This is a genomic window from Flavobacterium dankookense (genome assembly GCF_004362665.1).
GTDB classification, from domain to species: domain Bacteria; phylum Bacteroidota; class Bacteroidia; order Flavobacteriales; family Flavobacteriaceae; genus Flavobacterium; species Flavobacterium dankookense.
Genome location: NZ_SNXR01000014.1, coordinates 1 through 16,693, shown reverse-complemented (window position 1 = coordinate 16,693; position 16,693 = coordinate 1). Strand labels below are relative to the sequence as shown.

The window sequence follows — 16,693 nt, the reverse complement described above, 5'->3', positions numbered from 1 at the left end:
AGAAAAAACAATAAATTTGCAAAACCGCTTATACAATTATAATGCAAACTCCCAAAAAAATAGCCGTTGTAGGTTCTGGATTAGTTGGAACTTTATTGGCAATATATCTTAAAAAATTAGGTCACACGGTTCACGTTTACGATAGAAGTCCTGATATTAGAAAAATTAATTTCTCAGGTCGTTCCATCAATCTTGTATTGTCTGACAGAGGAATAAAAGCACTCAAAGATGTTGGATTAGAAGACGAAGTTCTTGGTATTGGAATTCCTGTTGAAAAAAGAGCAATCCACACGGGTATTGATACTGTAAACGAGCAATTTTATGGCAAAGATGGCGAAGTAATTTACTCGCTTTCTAGAGGTTTGTTGAATAAAAAAATGGTCGATTTAGCCGAACAAGCTGGAGTTGAGTTTTTCTTTGAACAAAAAGTTTGGGATGTCGATTTAACAACAGCAACAATATCAATCGGTGAAACCGAAAGAGGCGAATGGACTACAAAAGACTACGACTTGACATTTGGTGCTGATGGCGCTTTCTCCAGAATTAGACACAGAATGCAACGTCAAAGTATGTTTAATTATTCGCAAGAATTTTTAAATATTGGGTATAAAGAATTAAATATTCCTGCAAATCCAGATGGAACGCACAAACTAAATAAAAACGCCTTACACATTTGGCCAAGAGGAAATTTCATGCTCATGGCGTTAGCTAATCCAAATGGGAGTTTCACCTGTACCTTGTTTATGCCACATGATGGCGAAAATTCTTTTGAAGAATTAAAAACAACAGAACAACTGGTTGCTTTTTTCGCGAAACATTTTCCAGACACAAAAGAAGTAATTCCAAATCTTGTGGAAGATTTCTTTAAAAATCCTACAAGTTATTTGGTCACAATGAAATGTTTTCCATGGACATACAGTAATAAAGTAGCACTTATTGGCGATGCTTGCCATGCAATAGTTCCATTTTATGGTCATGGAATGAACGCTGGATTTGAAGACATTACCGTTTTAAATCAAATGATTGAACAATATGGCGATGATTGGGCGAATTTGCTAAACGACTATGAAAACTCGAGAAAACCAAATGCAGATGCTATTGCCGAACTTTCCTATCGAAATTTTATGGAAATGAGTTCGAAAACCGCTGATGAAAAATTCCTTCTTCAAAAGAAAATTGAAAAATGGTTTTCAGACAAATATCCTGAAAAATGGATGCCGCTATACAGTCGAGTAACTTTTAGTTTGCAACCTTATTCAGAAGCATTAGCCATTGGCGACTTTCAAAATAAAATTATGGAGGAAGTGATGCAAATGGATAACATTCATGAAAAATGGAATTCAGAAGAAGTTGAAAATTTTATTTTTACAAAATTAAAAACTGACCACTGAAAACTGCGACTGAATACTAATTCTCTTCCCGATGTACTTTTGTAAAATCAAATGATGGTTTGCAAATAGCGATATACTCACAAGGTTCATCAAACGGATTGGAATATTGAACTCGAGTGTTTTTCTCAATTTTGATGGATTGTCCAGCTTCAAGAATTACTGTTTCATCTTCTATAATAAATTGCTTTTTACCCGAAATGATATAAGTGTATTCTTCAAATTCTGGTGTTTGAAACGGTTCGCTCCATTTTGGTGGTGCAATCATGTGTGCAATCGAAATTTCTTCATTAGCTGTTGCCACTTTTCCGTGATGTTCTTCAATTATTTTCCCATCAGTAGTCGGAACTACAAATGGTGTTTTTTGGATAAAATATTTTTTCATTTAATTACTATTTTTGTCACACTGAGCGCAGTCGAAGTGCTATTTCTTAAATATAAAGTAAACCGCCAAAATTAAAAAGCAAAAACCAACAGCGTGATTCCATCTAAAAGTTTCATTTTTAAAAAACAATAAAGAGAAAATCACAAAGATGACTAAGGTGATGACTTCTTGAATGACTTTTAACTGCATTAGCGAAAATGGTCCGCCATTTCCTTGAAAACCAATTTTATTTGCAGGAACTTGAAAACAATATTCGAATAATGCCAAACCCCAACTTATTAAAACTATGGTAATCAATCCAGCATTTTCAAACCATTTCAGTTCTTTAAATTTTAAATGTCCGTACCAAGCCAATGTCATAAAAACATTGGATAATATCAAAAGTCCGATGGTTATAAATCCTTTCATTTATTAGTTTAAAAGTTTATGAGTTTATAAGTTTAAAAGTTTTTTGAGAGAACTTCCATCTTCCATCTTCAGTCTTCCAACTATTTCTTAAACAATTTAGTCAAAATCCCAAAAACGCCTCGAATAAAACTCGCGCTCGTTACTACTTTGGTTACGGATTTTCCAATTACTTCAGCGGTTGAAGGTTCGTTCGACTTTCTTTTTTCTTCAACAGGTTCAACCTCCTCAGCAGCTTGGTTGGCTTCTTCTATTTTTTTATTCAAAATTTCATAAGCACTTTCGCGGTCAATTTCTTCAGCATATTTTTTTACCAATTTTGATTTTGTATTGATTTCCGAAATTTCGCTTTCGGTCAAAACATCCATTCTACTCATTGGAGCGCGCATCATTGTTGCTGCCAATGGCGTAGGAATTCCTTTTTCGTTTAATGCTGTAACAAAAGCTTCTCCAATTCCAAGTGATGTTAAAACTTCATCGGTTTTATAATAATCTGATGTTGGATAATTATCAGCCGTTTGTTTAATCGCTTGTCTGTCTTTTGCAGTAAACGCTCGTAACGCATGTTGAATTTTTAAACCCAATTGTGCCAAAACACTCGCTGGAACATCCATTGGATTTTGGGTTACAAAGTAAATTCCAATACCTTTGGAGCGAATAAGTTTGATAATCGTCTCAATTTGATCTAACAATGCTTTGCTTGCTTGGTCAAATATAAGATGTGCTTCATCAATAAAAACAACCAATTCAGGTTGATCTGCATCGCCTTTTTCGGGCATTTGCTGATAAATTTCTGCCATTAAACTCAACATAAACGTAGAGAATAATTTTGGTTTATCCTGAATATCTGTTAGGCGTAATATATTGACATATCCTTTTCCGTTTTCGTCAATTCGCATCAAATCATCAATTTCAAATGATTTTTCACCAAAGAAAATATCGCCACCTTGTTGTTCCAATTCGATTATTTTTCTCAGAATTGTTCCAGTTGTTGCGGTAGAAATTTTTCCATATTCTTGCGAAATTTCGTCTTTTCCTTCTTCAGTTATATAATTAAGGACTTTCTTGATATCTTTTAAATCTAATAAAGGCATCTTTTTGTCGTCACAATATTTGAAAATTATCGATACAACTCCAGCTTGCGTATCGTTCAAATCTAATATTCTGGAAAATAAAACTGGTCCAAATTCTGAAACCGTTGCTCTCATTCGAACACCATCTTGAGCTGATAGTGTCATTAATTCGACAGGAAAACTTTGAGGTTCAAATGGTAATGTGATTTTAGCATGGCGTTCTGTAATAAATGGTTTTTCTTCGCCAACAGCAGCAATTCCCGAAAAATCTCCTTTTATATCCATCATCAAAACGGGAATTCCAAAGGAAGATAATTGCTCTGATAAAACTTGAATGGTTTTTGTTTTTCCCGTTCCAGTTGCTCCAGCAATTAATCCGTGGCGATTTAAAGTTTTTAGTGGAATCTTTATATGCGTATCTGGAATAGCATCTCCGTCAAGAATTGCTCCGCCAAGAATTATAGATTCACCTTTTGTAGTATAACCGTTGCGGATATGTTCGCTAAAATCATTTTGTTTTGACATAATGTATATGTAATGTAGAGTTTATTATTGTTTTCTATATCGCAATTTAATATAAATTGACCAAAGAAAAAGTTAATTGATAACCAAGTGTTAAAAATATGGTATAACTTTATAATTCTAAAACTTTTTGTAGTAAATTATAATATTCTCAGTCCTTTTTACGTTATAATAAATAGTTTCTTTTAAAACGTTTAAAATAAAACTAGTTTTTGGTTTTTTTCGAATAAAAAATAAGAAATCGTTTTAGTGAAGTTTAAAAATATTGAAAGTTAATGTTACATAAAACAAAAAAAGTTTTTTTATTAGAAGTAAAAAATTAAATTTGTTCCCAATCAAGTTTATAAAACAACTAAAACTTATAATTTATTAAAAACTATTAAAATTTTAAAAAAATGGCAAACGGTAAAAAAGAATCTAGTTCAAATGGTTTAGGTATGATGTCAGGAATCATCATTGTAGCATGTGTTTTTGTTGGATGGTTGATATGGCAATTTATAATGGGTGCAGGTTCAAATTTTGAAGGTGGAGTTAATACAGGTCATCCGCTACCAGGAAATTATTTAGCAATGGTTTATAAAGGTGGTCCAATTGTACCAGTTTTGATGGGATTGTTTTTAATGGTAATTGTGTTTTCTTTCGAGCGTTTCTTCGTTATCTCTAAAGCTGGAGGAAAAGGAAACCTTGATACATTTATGAAAAATGTACAAACTAGTATTAAAGGTGGAAATATTGATGATGCAATCAGCGCTTGTGACAAACAACAAGGTTCTGTAGCTAATGCAATTAAATCGGCATTAATCAAATATCAAGAAGTTAAAAAAGAAGGATTTACAAGTGAAGAAGCGTCTGAAACTATTCATAAAGAAATAGAAGAAGCTACATCATTAGAGATGCCAATGTTAGAGAAAAACATGACTATATTATCAACACTTGTAGCTCTTGGAACTCTTGCAGGATTATTAGGAACTGTAACGGGTATGATTAAAGCGTTTGGTGCATTGGCAACTGCTGGATCACCAGACCAAGCTGCATTAGCAAATGGTATTTCTGAAGCACTTATCAATACCGCTACAGGTATTGCTACATCAGCATTAGCGATTGTAACTTACAATTTCTTTACTTCTAAAATTGACACATTAACTTACTCTATTGATGAAGCTGGTTCTACAATTGTGAACACGTACAGAAAATTCAGAGGAAGTTTAAAATCATAATTAATAATTAGAATTCTAATTATTTTAATAAAATAAATAAATGGCTAAAGTAAAAATGTCTAAAAAAGCAACTTCCATCGATATGACAGCGATGTGTGATGTGGCTTTCCTTTTACTTACCTTCTTTATCTTAACAGCAACAGCAAAAGCTCCAGAAGCATTGCCTGTTGACACACCTTCATCTACAACACAAACCAAATTACCTGAAACAGGATTGGTGATGTTAACAGTTGGAAAAAGCGATGGTAAAGAGCAGGTATTTTATGGTATGAAAGACAGAGCTATCCGTTCGGGTGCTCTAGACTATATGGCTCAAAAATATAAAATTGAATTTACTGATAAAGAGAAAGCTGAATTTGCATTAGTGGACGAATTTGGAGTACCAATTGAAGGTTTAAAACAATTATTGAGCATGAAATCTTCTGAAAGAGTTAAAAAAGGAGTACAATCAGGTGTTCCTTGTGACTCAATCAATAACCAATTACAAGATTGGATACAAGCGGCAAGAAAAGCCAATATTGAAAATGGAGGAACTAAGGAACTAGATTTTGCAATTAAAGGTGATGCTAAAGAATTTTATCCTCAAATTAAAAAAGTGATGGATATTCTTCAAGATCAAAAAATCAATAGCTTTAATTTAGTTACTGGTCTAAGAGGAAAAGATTATTAATTTTAATAATAAAATATAATGGCTGAATTAAATACCGGCGATGGCGGTGGCAAAAAAGGCAGTAAAAAAGTAAGAAGTAAAAAATCCAATTCAAAGGTAGATTTAACTGCTATGGTGGATTTGGCATTCTTATTGATTACATTTTTTATGTTAACCACATCGTTATCAAAACCTCAATCGATGGATTTAGGTTTGCCAGATAAAGAAGATAAAAAAGAACCAGAGAAAGATATAAAAGTTGATCAAAGAAGAACCATGACTATACTTATGGGGAAAGACAACAAAATTAAATGGTTTCATGGTTTATTAGAAGCTCCAGAACCAGGTGGCGCACCAACTGATGCTGTGTATGGCAAAAATGGGCTAAGAAAAGAAATTCTAAAAAGAGTTGTTTCTATTCCACAAGTTACAGGAGACAAAGACAAAGGGATGATTGTCATTATTAAACCTTCAAAAAAATCAACTTACAGAAATTTAGTTGATGTTTTGGATGAAATGGCAATATGTGATGTACCTACTTATGCAATTGTAAACGACATCACTCCTGAGGAACAAAAACTAATTGACGAAATGAACAAGTAATGTCTTGTGCTAATCTTTAAATACTAGAAAAATGAAATTAGACTTGTTTAAAAGACAGTGGATAGACATCGTTTTTGAAGGGCGTAACAAAGCATATGGTGCTTATGAACTTCGTCAAGAAAATTCGAAAACTAATGTTCGTGCATTTATAATAGGAGCTTTAATTTTTGGTTTTGCTGTTGCTTCTCCATTGATTATATCTTTAATTCCAGATAGCTCTGATGAAGATGCTAATTTGGATAAAAAAATTGTAACGATTAAATTACCACCAAAAGAAGAACAACCAAAAGATCTTCCGCCACCGCCACCGCCACCACCAAAAGTAGATCAGGTGAAATTTGTTAAGCCAGTGGTTGCGAAAACAGAAGAAATTGTTGAAGAACCGCCAAAGGTTGAGGAAATAAAAGATAAAAAGCTGGGTGATGAAACTATTAAAGGAGATCCAGATGCACCATTAACAGTTGAACCAGTTGGAAATGGTCCTAGCGAAGTAGTTGAAGAAGACAACAGTATTTATAATACTGCTGGTATTCAAGTACAACCTGAATTCCCAGGCGGAATGGATAAGTTTTACAAATTTATTGGTAAAAACTTTACACCACCAGATGAAGAAGGTTTGAAAGGAAAAGTATTTGTAACTTTTGTAGTTGAAAAAGATGGTTCTTTAACTGATATTAAAGTTATTAGAGATATCGGATATGGAACAGGAAAAGAAGCTATTAGAGTTTTGAAATCTTGTCCAAAATGGAATCCTGGTGAGCAAAATGGAAAAAGAGTGAGAGTTCAATATTCTTTACCAATTACTATCCAATCAGCTGACTAAATGGTGACAAAATTTATAGAAAATTTCAAGAAGAAATCGCTAAAAGAGCGATTTCTTCTCGTTATTAGCTTATTGAATTTCATTGCCTTTACTTGCTTGGGCTTATTATTATTGTTTTGGGACAAGTTAAATTTAAATTTGCCTAACAATTTGCAAATAATTGCAGGTTGTCTGATACTTTTATTCGGTTTTTTACGTTTTATAACTCAGATAAAGAGATTGAATACTATAGATGATGAATAAATTAGTTAAAACAATAGTCGGATTTTTGCTTTTAACATTGTTGTTTGTTTTTGCATGTCAAAAAAAGAATGATAATGAAGAAACAATCATTAAGGGAAAAGCAACCCTATATGTTGACGAGTCTATTTTCCCAATTGTTGAAGATCAACAAGCGGTTTTTGAAACGGAATATGACGCAAAGTTAAAGCTGATTACCAAATCTGAGGCTGAAATCATAAATGGTTTGCTTAATGACACAGTTAAGATTGCAGTTTTACCAAGAAAGTTAAGCAATCCAGAGTTGAAAGCATTTAACTCAAAAAAAATTAATCCTAAAATAACTCCATTCGCAAAAGATGCTGTTGTTTTTATCAGAAACAAATCATCAAACGATACCTTAATTGCTATGCAAGATGTTATCAGTTTTATGAACGGAAATACTGTTGAAGGAATAAAAGGATTGGTTTTTGATAATCCAAATTCAAGTACAGTTCGATTACTTTCAGAAGTTTCAGGAGTTAAAATTCCAACGCAAAAGAATATTTATTCTTTTAAGACCAATGCAGAAGTAATTAAATATGTGGCTGAAAATAATGGAATGATTGGCGTTGTTGGAATTGATTGGCTTTTTCAACCACCATTAGAAATGCAAGCTGTTGTTGATAAAACAACAATTTTGAGTGTGAAAGCTCCAAATAAAAATGAATATGTTTTTCCAAGTCAAGATAATCTTGCACAAGGAAATTATCCTTTGGCACGTGATTTGTATATTATCAATTGTCAAGGATATTCTGGACTAGGAATGGGATTTGCTTCCTTTCTAGGCGGTGAACGCGGACAGCGAATAGTTTTGAAATCAGGATTAGTTCCAGTTCGTTATCCTAGCAGAAAAATTAAGGTAAGAAACACAATTACAAAAGATAAAAATTAAATAAAGAAAGATGAAAAAGAGTAAAATTTTAGGTTTTGCAATTATAGCTTCAACTTTTGTTGCTCAAGCACAAGATTTAGAGCCAGCAAAAAAAGCTATCGATGCAGAACAATTCGAAAAAGCAAAAGGATTATTAAAAACGATTATACAATCTAAACCAACTAGTGGTAAAGCTTCGTTTTTATTAGGAAACGTATATTTAAAACAAAACATAGCTGATTCTGCTAAAATCTACTTTCAAAAAGGATTAACAGGTGATGGCGGAAAAATAAACAATATTGGTTTGGCACAAATGGATTTGGATGCAAATGATAATGCTGCTGCTCAAGCAAAATTTGATTTGGTAATCAAAGATCTTAAAAAGAAAGATATTGAAGAATATGTTTTTATAGCAAGAGCCTACATGAATGCTGAAAAGCCTGATTTCAAAAAAGCTATTGAGTTATTAAACAAGGCAAAAGCAGTAAATCCAACTGACTCGCAAGTGCAATTGGCGCTTGGAGATGCTTTATATGGTGATAAAAAACAAAGCGAATCGTATGTTGCTTACAGAAATGCGTATCAAACTGATCCATCATTAATAAGAGCAAAAATGCAACTAGGAGTTTTGTTGAAAGGTTCAAGTAGTTTTGAAGAATCAATCAAGGCTTTTAATGAAGTAAAAGGAATAGACCCAAATTATGGTCCAGTTTATAGAGAATTGGCAGAAACATATAACAAATGGGCAGCTTTCAAACCTTCAAAAAGCGTTGAATATCAAAAGATAGCACTTGAAAATTATACAAAATACATGTCGTTAACAGATTATTCGATGACGTCACGTATGCGTTATGCAGACTTTTTGGTTAAGAACAAAGACTATAAAGCTTTGGAAGCTGAAGCAAATAAAATGAAAGAATTGGATGGAGTAAATCCAAGAATTATGAGATACTTAGGATATTCAGCCTACGAAAATGGTAATGCAGATGCAGCTTTAACGGCAATGAACCAATTCATTAATAATCCTGCTAACAAAGTTATTGGTAGAGATTATCAATACCTTGGAATGGCAAAAATTAAAAAAGCAATTGGAGTTGATGGTGTTGTTAGCGATGCAACTTTATTGAATGAAGGTTTCGCTGATATCAAAAAAGCAATTGAAATTGAACCATTATTAGCTGCTGATTTTAGTGATGTTGGTAAAGGATATTTTTCTCAAAAACAGTATGGAATTGCATCGAAATATTTTGAAATTGCACTTTCAAACCCAGAATCTAAAACAGTTTTAGATGATAGTATGTATTACGCAATTTGTGTATATACTGATAATAGAGGAAAAGAAGGTGCTGCGCTAGATACAGTTAGTTTAGAAAACGCTTCAAAAGCTTTGGATAACTTAGTTGTTAGAAGTCCAGAATATCAAGAAGCTTATTTATATAACGCTCGTTTAAATAATTCGCTTGGTAAAGATGAGTTGATGGCTACTAATTATCAAAAATTTCTTGATTTAGTGCTTGTTAAATCTCCAGATGATATTGGAAAAAATAAAGCTAAAATTATTGAGTCGTATAACAATATGGCATCACACTATGCTAACTCTGATAAAGCAAAAGCAAAAGAATTACTTGCAAAAACATTAACTATTGATCCTGCAAATAACTATGCTATTGAATCATTAAAGCTTTTGAAATAACAGTTTAAAGTTTAAATATATAAACCGTTCAATTTATTGGACGGTTTTTTTATTTAGTTGAACTTTGAGTAAAATAATCAGAAGCATTTTTTAATTTTCAAATTTACTACTATTCAAATTGAGTATCTTTGCCGACAAGTTTATAAAAAATGATTGCAAAAGAAATACAATTAGCGGTTGATAAAGGCGAAATGCTACCGTTGATGGAAGAGTTTTACACTATACAAGGAGAAGGTTTTCACACAGGAACAGCAGCTTATTTTATTAGAATTGGAGGTTGTGATGTGGGTTGTCATTGGTGTGACGTTAAAGAAAGTTGGAATGCCGATTTACATCCACCAACAGCTACAGATTTGATAGTAGAAAATGCAGCCAAATATGCGGATACTGTTGTAGTAACTGGTGGCGAACCATTAACTTGGGATATGACACTACTTACTCAAAAATTAAAAAGTAAAAATTTAAGAGTTCATATTGAAACTTCCGGTGCTTATCCCGTTTCAGGAACATGGGATTGGTTTTGTCTTTCTCCTAAAAAAAATAAACTACCAGTTAATTCTGCTTATGAAATTGCTGATGAACTAAAAGTTATTATTTATAATAAACATGACTTTCAATTTGCCGAAGAACAAGCCGCAAAAGTAAATTCAAAAGCGATACTTTTTTTACAACCTGAATGGAGTAAAAAAGAAGAAATGACTCCTTTAATTGTAGACTATGTTATGAATAATCCAAAATGGAGAGTTTCTTTGCAAACACATAAATATTTAAACATACCTTAAAGATGAAAGCTTTCATTTTATATTTTATGTTATTATTTTCACCATTACTTTGTGTTGCACAAATTGGTGGCGAAGACGAAGTTTATCTTGGTGGAGATAGAATAGAAGCAACATTCAGAGGTGATGATACTATGGTGAAATTTGGTGAATTTATTAATTCCGAATTTGATTATAGTAAAGTTACCAAGCCTGGAAAAATGGTTTTTGCTTTTACAATTGATGAACAAGGAAGTGTAAAGAATATAAAAATTGTTGAAATTCTTGATATGGAATCGGCAACAGAAATTATTAGGGTTTTAAAAAAATGTCCTAAATGGATGCCAGCAAAAAAAGGAGGCAAACCAATTAGTGTTGAGATAAAATATCCAATGGTTTTTAGAGAAAAAACTAACGATATAAAAAATTTAGAAGATAAAAGTAATCCTAATAATCAAACTGAGATAGAAAAAAAAGTATATGGAATTAATGACGTACAAAAGATACCTGAGTTTGGTGGCGGTTTGGTAGGTTTTTATAAATTCATTGCTCAAAATTACAAAACTCCAGACGAGGAAGGATTGAAAGGGGAAGTTTTAGTTACATTTACAGTAGATGTTGATGGTAGTTTAATCGATATAAAGGTCATAAAAGATTTGGGTTATGGAACAGGTAAAGAAGCTATTAGAGTTTTGAAAATATGTCCAAAATGGATACCAGCGTCTCAAAATAATATTCCAGTAAGATGCCAGTATAGCTTACCAATTAAAATCAAAACGTAGTAAAAATTATTGTAATTAAAAACATTATTTCGTCTTTTTACAAAAAAATACTATTTTTATAAAATAAATAAACAAAAAACAAAATGAAAAAAATTTTAATCGCAGTAGCATTTGCATTCGTTTCACAAGTAGGTTTTGCTCAAGATGATGCATTCAAAAAAGAAGTTCTGAAAGTAATTGAATTAAGTGGTTCAGCTAATCAAATGAAATCAGCGAAGGATCAAATTTTACAGATGGTTCCAAAAGATAAACAAGCTGCATTCATTTTAGAATTTGATGCTACATTACCAGCATTGTATGATAAACTGGCAACTATTTATATGGAAGAATATACAAAAGAAGACATCAAAGCGATGTTGGCTTTTTATGAAAGTCCAGTAGGGAAAAAAATCAATGAAAAAGCAGGAGTTATGCTAGAAAAATCTCAAGCTGCTGGTCAAGAATGGGGACAAGGTTTGCAAGGAATGATGATGAAATACGTTCAGCAATAATTCTCAATCATAAAAAAAATAAAAAAATCTCAAGCGTTATGTTTGGGATTTTTTATTTTATAAAATAGTCAGTTTTGCTAAATAGTCAAAATGCTTACCTTCTAAAACCAATTCGCAGTCAAAGCCATTAGCATGGGCAACATTTTGTAGTGTATTATAATCCAAATACAACCAAGGAAAAGCAATTTCGGTTTCATTTTTATACGAAATAGTAAAAGTCAATTCACCATAATATTGATTGGTCGGAACCAAATAACTTCCATCGTCTTCTTGGTCAAACATATAGATAATATCCGAACTATCTATGAGAACTTGCCCGTTTGGTTGGAGTAATGCTTTTATTTTTTGAAGATATTTAGATGTCGCAGCAAGTGTTCCAAAAATTCCAGTGCCATTCATCAATAAAATAATGGTATCAAACTTTTCATTTTGTTGTAAATCGGAAGCAAGATCTAAAACATTTAGAACTTTTGCATTTTTCAAACCACGAAGTTGGCACGCTTCAATTGCATTTTTAGAAATGTCTATAGCAGTAACATCAAAACCATTTTCTTGAAGATACAAACTATGACTTCCTGCGCCACATCCTACATCTAGAATTTTTCCTCTTGAAAGTAGAAGTGCTTTCTTTTCAAGTTTTGGCATTTGGTCAAAAGAACGAAAAAGATAAGCAACTTCCATTTCATCGGCTTCAGAAATAGTAGTTTCTGTGATTAAATTTTCGGGTGAATTATTGGTTTGAAAATCGAGTATGGCTTTTCCAAAAAGGTCTTTCATTAATTTAAGTTTGTGGTTTAAGGTTTCAAGTTTTAAAGTTGTTAACTTTGTAGTATCAAAAGTGAAACCAGAAACGTGAAACAAATTTTAAACAATATTCAAAAGTTAGCCAAAGATACGCATATCGAAAATAAAAAGTATTTTGATAAGCTAAAAAAGAAAACACCAAAAAATTTGGATTATGTTATGCAAGAATTACACGAAAAAGAATTTAAAAAAACAAATTGTTTAGACTGTGCTAATTGTTGCAAAACCACTGGACCACTTTTTACTTTGGCAGATATAGAAAGGATAGCAAAGCATTTTCGCCAAAAACCACAGCAATTTATCGATACTTATTTGCAGATTGATGAAGATAAAGATTATGTTTTGAAAAGTGTTCCTTGTACTTTTTTGGATACTGAAAATTATTGCATGATTTATGATGTTCGCCCTAAAGCATGTCGTGAATTTCCACATACAGACAGAAAAAAGTTCCAACAAATTTCAGATTTGACTTTGAAGAATGTTGCTATTTGTCCAGCAGCGTATAATATTGTTGAAGAAATGAAGAAAAAAATACCTTTATAAGATGAAAGTTTTTAAATCAAAGATAGATTGGTGGTTGGTTGTGTTAGTTTTGGTTATTTTTGGATATCCAATTATTGATGGAATTCTTAGTAAAGAATATGTTTTATCATTAGTTTTTGGATTGATTTTGGTCGTGTTTTATTTTTTGTCGAAAACCATTCGATACAAAATAGACAGCGAAAATCTAATTATATGGAATACTAAAATAAGCATTCATTCAATTAGAAAAATTTACAGAACAAATAATCCGTTGAGTTCACCTGCATTGTCTTTGGATAGAATTGCAGTAGTCTATAATACGTATGATGAAGTTTTAATTTCTCCAAGAGAAAGAGAGGAATTTATACAAGAACTTTTAAAAATTAATCCAAATATTGAAGTTGTCACATAATAAAAAACAAACTTTTTCGTTATATTAGAAAACATGATATTATGAAAAAGCTCCATTTTTATTTGCTGGTTATTTACATTATTTCTTTGAGTATTTCTTTTTTGGGTTACATTGTAGATGCCGAGGAAAGTAAAAATGCTTTTGTCTATGAAATGTTCGAAGTTTTTATGATGTCTCTTCTTGTTTTTGGATTTCTTTTCATTTCTTTTTCTGCTTTGTATTTTCTTTTTAGAGTTTTCAAAAGTATTTCTAATAGTGAACAATTAGTAGATTAAATACTTTTTTCTCAAACTTTTAAATTCATTCAGTCCATTTTTCCATGAATTTCTAATTTGTGCTTCAGAAATTCCAACTTCAATTTGTTGTTGAAGTTTTTTTGTTCCAGCTAATTTGGTAAAAAAATCATTAAAAAATTTACTTTTATCTGAAGTTGTGTTATACGCTTTGATGAGCCATTTTAGTTCCAATTGTTTTACTTTTTGAATTTTTGTTAAATCTTCACCAAAGCATAATTGGTTTTTATGTGTTGGGTCTTTTGCACCAAAATTTGGAATTGGTGTAAAGCTAAAATTGCTTTTAGGTAAAAAAGGTGAGCCGTAAATTTGGAATTGCATTTCAGTTCCGCGACCAACGCTAACATTGGTGCCTTCAAATAAGCACAAACTAGCATACAGATTTATTGATTGATCATTTGGTAAATTGGGTGAAGGTTTAACAGGCAAACTGTATTCCATTTCACGATTGTAATTGAGGCAAGGAATAATAGTTAGTTGGCATTGTATTTGGTCTTTCAGCCATTTTTCACCATTTATCATTTTGGCATATTCACCAATCGTCATTCCGTGCAATAGTGGAATTTGATGCATTCCAACAAAACTAGAATGTTCTTTTTCTAAAATTGGTCCGTCAACTATACTCCCATTTGGATTTGGTCTATCTAAAACAATTAATGGAATATTATTTTCAGCACAAGCTTCCATAATATAATGTAAAGATGAAATGTAGGTATAAAATCGTGCGCCAACATCTTGTAGATCAAAAACCATGATTTCAATTCCTGCTAATTGTTCTGGTTTTGGTTTTTTATTATTTCCATATAAAGAAATAATTGGGAGGTTAGTTTTAGTGTCTTTGCCATCTTTAATTAATTCGCCTGCATCAGCTGTACCACGAAAACCATGTTCAGGAGCGTAGATTTTTTGGATGTTTATTTTTTTCTCCAAAAGAAAATCAACTAAATGTGATTTGTCTGAAAGTATTCCAGTTTGATTAGTAACGATTCCAACTTTTTTATCTTTTAGTAGTGGAAGATATTTGCCTAAATTGTCAGCTCCAGTTTTTATTTCTAGATTTTGCTTAGTGTTATTTTGATTTTGGTTTTTGGCTTTTTGCGCCAAGTTTCTCACTTCTGGTTTTTGAGAAGCACCGCAAGAAAGCATTAGTAAAATCGAGAATAAAACTGTATTTTTGAGCACCAAATTTGAATTCATACATTTGAAATTAGAATATTTTATAGCAAAACGATTGATTACTACTAAAGAGTATAAAAGTAGTATTTCTGCACCAATAATAAAAATCGCAATAACTGCAGTAGCATTAGGAATGATTATGATGATTGTTTCAGTGTCTACAGGTATTGGATTACAACAAAAAATACGCCAAAAAATTTCTGCTTTCAATGGACACATATTAATTTCCAGTTATAATGATAACCAATCTGATGTAAGTACGAAGCCTATATCAATACATCAAGATTTTTATCCAAGTTTTAAAAATGTTGAGGGTATTAATCATGTTCAAGCCGTTGCAAGCAAAGCTGGAATGATAAGAAGCGAAACTGCAGTTGAAGGAATTATTTTTAAAGGAATTGGTAAAGATTATCAGTTTGATAATTTAAAAGAATATTTAGTTGAAGGAAGATTGCCAAATTTAAAATCTAATTTAAATGAAGAAATAATAATTTCTCAATATTTAACTGATAGATTAGGATTAAAATTAGGTGATAAGTTTATAACCTACTTTATGAAAGAAGATAGTCAAGGTTATAATTTGAGAAATTTTAAGATTGTTGGAATTTATAATTCAGGATTTCAAGAGTTTGATTCGAGTTTTGTCATTGGTGATATTCGCCATATTCAAAGAATAAATAAATGGAAACCCAATGAAATAGGTTCTTTTGAGATTTTTGTTGATGATTTTTCTAAAATAGATGAAAAAGGACAAGAGGTTTATGATGAAACCTCGTCCACTTTAGACTCTATAACTATAGTTGAGAAGTATTATTATATTTTTGAATGGCTTAAGCTTTTTGATTTTAATATCATTGTTATACTTGTTGTTATGATTGTTGTTTCAATCATTAATATGGTTGTTGCTCTTTTAATACTGATTTTAGAGAGAACCCAAATGATAGGAATATTGAAATCGTTAGGAGCAAATAACTGGTCAATAAGAAAAATTTTTCTTTACAATGCTTTTTATTTAATTTTAAAAGGATTGTTTTATGGAAATGTAATTGCTTTTTTATTCTTATTAATTCAAAAGTATTTTGGTATTGTACAATTGAATCCAGAAAGTTATTATGTAAAAAATGTTCCTATTGATATAAATTTATGGCATATTTTTTTATTAAACATGAGTACAATTACTATAATAGTACTTGTTTTATTAATTCCTGCTTATCTTATTACTAAAATTTCACCTTCAAAATCAATTAGATTTGACTAGGACAATTCGTGTTTTTGTCAATGAAATTGATTTTTTATATCTTTTGGATACTTTATAGCTTCCATTTTCATTTTCAAAAAACATATAATCAACCACTTAAGAAAAAGGCAAAAAAAAGGTTAAAAAATATTTGGATTAGGGGATAAATAGTTTTTATATTTGCACCCCGCAATAGGGAGTTCATTGATATTTTTACTGACAGGAGATTATTAAAAATAATTTTAAAAAATATTTTCAAAAAAGCTTGTTTGGTAAAAAGAAATGCTTACTTTTGCACCCGCTAAACGAAAGAATAGCGATATAGAAT

Annotated in this window: 19 protein-coding genes; 14 read left to right on the top strand and 5 right to left on the bottom strand. The window is 31.3% G+C overall.

Annotated elements, in window-relative coordinates; all coding sequences use genetic code 11:
• Positions 1-41: 41 nt before the first annotated feature.
• Complete coding sequence (locus BC748_RS08625) at positions 42-1,391, top strand: FAD-dependent oxidoreductase (RefSeq protein ID WP_133533088.1); 1,350 nt, start codon at positions 42-44, stop codon at positions 1,389-1,391.
• 16 nt (positions 1,392-1,407) lie between these two features.
• On the opposite strand, the gene BC748_RS08620 is transcribed toward BC748_RS08625, so the two are convergent.
• The 3 genes from BC748_RS08620 to BC748_RS08610 all read right to left on the bottom strand — a co-directional run bounded on the left by BC748_RS08620 (position 1,408) and on the right by BC748_RS08610 (position 3,776).
• Positions 1,408-1,773, bottom strand: a complete 366-nt coding sequence (locus BC748_RS08620) for a cupin domain-containing protein (RefSeq protein ID WP_133533087.1) — start codon at positions 1,771-1,773, stop codon at positions 1,408-1,410.
• A 39-nt stretch (positions 1,774-1,812) separates the two neighbouring features.
• A complete protein-coding gene (locus BC748_RS08615) occupies positions 1,813-2,181 on the bottom strand; it encodes a DMT family protein (RefSeq protein ID WP_133533086.1) in 369 nt (122 codons plus the stop codon).
• Between the two features lie 80 nt (positions 2,182-2,261).
• Entirely contained in the window at positions 2,262-3,776 is a 1,515-nt protein-coding gene (locus BC748_RS08610; RefSeq protein ID WP_133533085.1) for a helicase HerA-like domain-containing protein, read from the bottom strand.
• 392 nt (positions 3,777-4,168) lie between these two features.
• Between BC748_RS08610 and BC748_RS08605 the strand changes: the two genes are divergently transcribed.
• The 9 genes from BC748_RS08605 to BC748_RS08565 all read left to right on the top strand — a co-directional run bounded on the left by BC748_RS08605 (position 4,169) and on the right by BC748_RS08565 (position 11,921).
• Positions 4,169-4,990, top strand: coding sequence for a MotA/TolQ/ExbB proton channel family protein (locus tag BC748_RS08605; protein ID WP_133533084.1), 822 nt, complete (start codon positions 4,169-4,171; stop codon positions 4,988-4,990).
• A 40-nt stretch (positions 4,991-5,030) separates the two neighbouring features.
• Positions 5,031-5,660: an ExbD/TolR family protein gene (locus BC748_RS08600; RefSeq protein ID WP_133533083.1), complete on the top strand. Its 630-nt coding sequence runs from the start codon at positions 5,031-5,033 to the stop codon at positions 5,658-5,660.
• Between the two features lie 18 nt (positions 5,661-5,678).
• Positions 5,679-6,242, top strand: coding sequence for an ExbD/TolR family protein (locus BC748_RS08595; RefSeq protein ID WP_133533082.1), 564 nt, complete (start codon positions 5,679-5,681; stop codon positions 6,240-6,242).
• A gap of 31 nt (positions 6,243-6,273) precedes the next feature.
• On the top strand, positions 6,274-7,065 hold the full coding sequence (locus BC748_RS08590; protein ID WP_133533081.1) for an energy transducer TonB: 792 nt from the start codon (positions 6,274-6,276) through the stop codon (positions 7,063-7,065).
• Between the two features lie 232 nt (positions 7,066-7,297).
• A complete protein-coding gene (locus BC748_RS08585) occupies positions 7,298-8,218 on the top strand; it encodes a PstS family phosphate ABC transporter substrate-binding protein (RefSeq protein WP_342772713.1) in 921 nt (306 codons plus the stop codon).
• A gap of 10 nt (positions 8,219-8,228) precedes the next feature.
• On the top strand, positions 8,229-9,890 hold the full coding sequence (locus BC748_RS08580; protein WP_133533080.1) for a tetratricopeptide repeat protein: 1,662 nt from the start codon (positions 8,229-8,231) through the stop codon (positions 9,888-9,890).
• Positions 9,891-10,039: 149 nt separating this feature from the next.
• On the top strand, positions 10,040-10,672 hold the full coding sequence (locus BC748_RS08575) for a 7-carboxy-7-deazaguanine synthase QueE (RefSeq protein ID WP_133533079.1): 633 nt from the start codon (positions 10,040-10,042) through the stop codon (positions 10,670-10,672).
• Between the two features lie 2 nt (positions 10,673-10,674).
• A complete protein-coding gene (locus tag BC748_RS08570) occupies positions 10,675-11,430 on the top strand; it encodes an energy transducer TonB (RefSeq protein WP_246014026.1) in 756 nt (251 codons plus the stop codon).
• Positions 11,431-11,513: 83 nt separating this feature from the next.
• Positions 11,514-11,921, top strand: coding sequence for a DUF2059 domain-containing protein (locus BC748_RS08565; protein WP_133533078.1), 408 nt, complete (start codon positions 11,514-11,516; stop codon positions 11,919-11,921).
• Between the two features lie 57 nt (positions 11,922-11,978).
• Here BC748_RS08565 and BC748_RS08560 read toward each other — a convergent pair whose 3' ends face one another.
• Positions 11,979-12,698: a class I SAM-dependent methyltransferase gene (locus BC748_RS08560; protein WP_133533077.1), complete on the bottom strand. Its 720-nt coding sequence runs from the start codon at positions 12,696-12,698 to the stop codon at positions 11,979-11,981.
• A 75-nt stretch (positions 12,699-12,773) separates the two neighbouring features.
• On the opposite strand from BC748_RS08560, the gene BC748_RS08555 reads away from it, so the two are divergent.
• The 3 genes from BC748_RS08555 to BC748_RS08545 are packed head-to-tail and all read left to right on the top strand — an operon-like array spanning position 12,774 to position 13,934.
• Positions 12,774-13,268: a YkgJ family cysteine cluster protein gene (locus BC748_RS08555; RefSeq protein ID WP_133533076.1), complete on the top strand. Its 495-nt coding sequence runs from the start codon at positions 12,774-12,776 to the stop codon at positions 13,266-13,268.
• A gap of 1 nt (position 13,269) precedes the next feature.
• Complete coding sequence (locus tag BC748_RS08550) at positions 13,270-13,659, top strand: PH domain-containing protein (protein WP_133533075.1); 390 nt, start codon at positions 13,270-13,272, stop codon at positions 13,657-13,659.
• A 41-nt stretch (positions 13,660-13,700) separates the two neighbouring features.
• On the top strand, positions 13,701-13,934 hold the full coding sequence (locus BC748_RS08545; RefSeq protein WP_133533074.1) for a hypothetical protein: 234 nt from the start codon (positions 13,701-13,703) through the stop codon (positions 13,932-13,934).
• Here BC748_RS08545 and BC748_RS08540 read toward each other — a convergent pair.
• The gene (locus BC748_RS08540) at positions 13,923-15,149 is read right to left on the bottom strand and encodes an exo-beta-N-acetylmuramidase NamZ family protein (protein ID WP_133533073.1); all 1,227 of its coding nucleotides are present in this window, start codon (positions 15,147-15,149) and stop codon (positions 13,923-13,925) included. The genes BC748_RS08545 and BC748_RS08540 overlap by 12 nt on opposite strands.
• Positions 15,150-15,153: 4 nt before the next feature.
• Between BC748_RS08540 and BC748_RS08535 the strand changes: the two genes are divergently transcribed.
• Entirely contained in the window at positions 15,154-16,386 is a 1,233-nt protein-coding gene (locus tag BC748_RS08535; RefSeq protein ID WP_133533391.1) for an ABC transporter permease, read from the top strand.
• Positions 16,387-16,693: the final 307 nt, after the last annotated feature.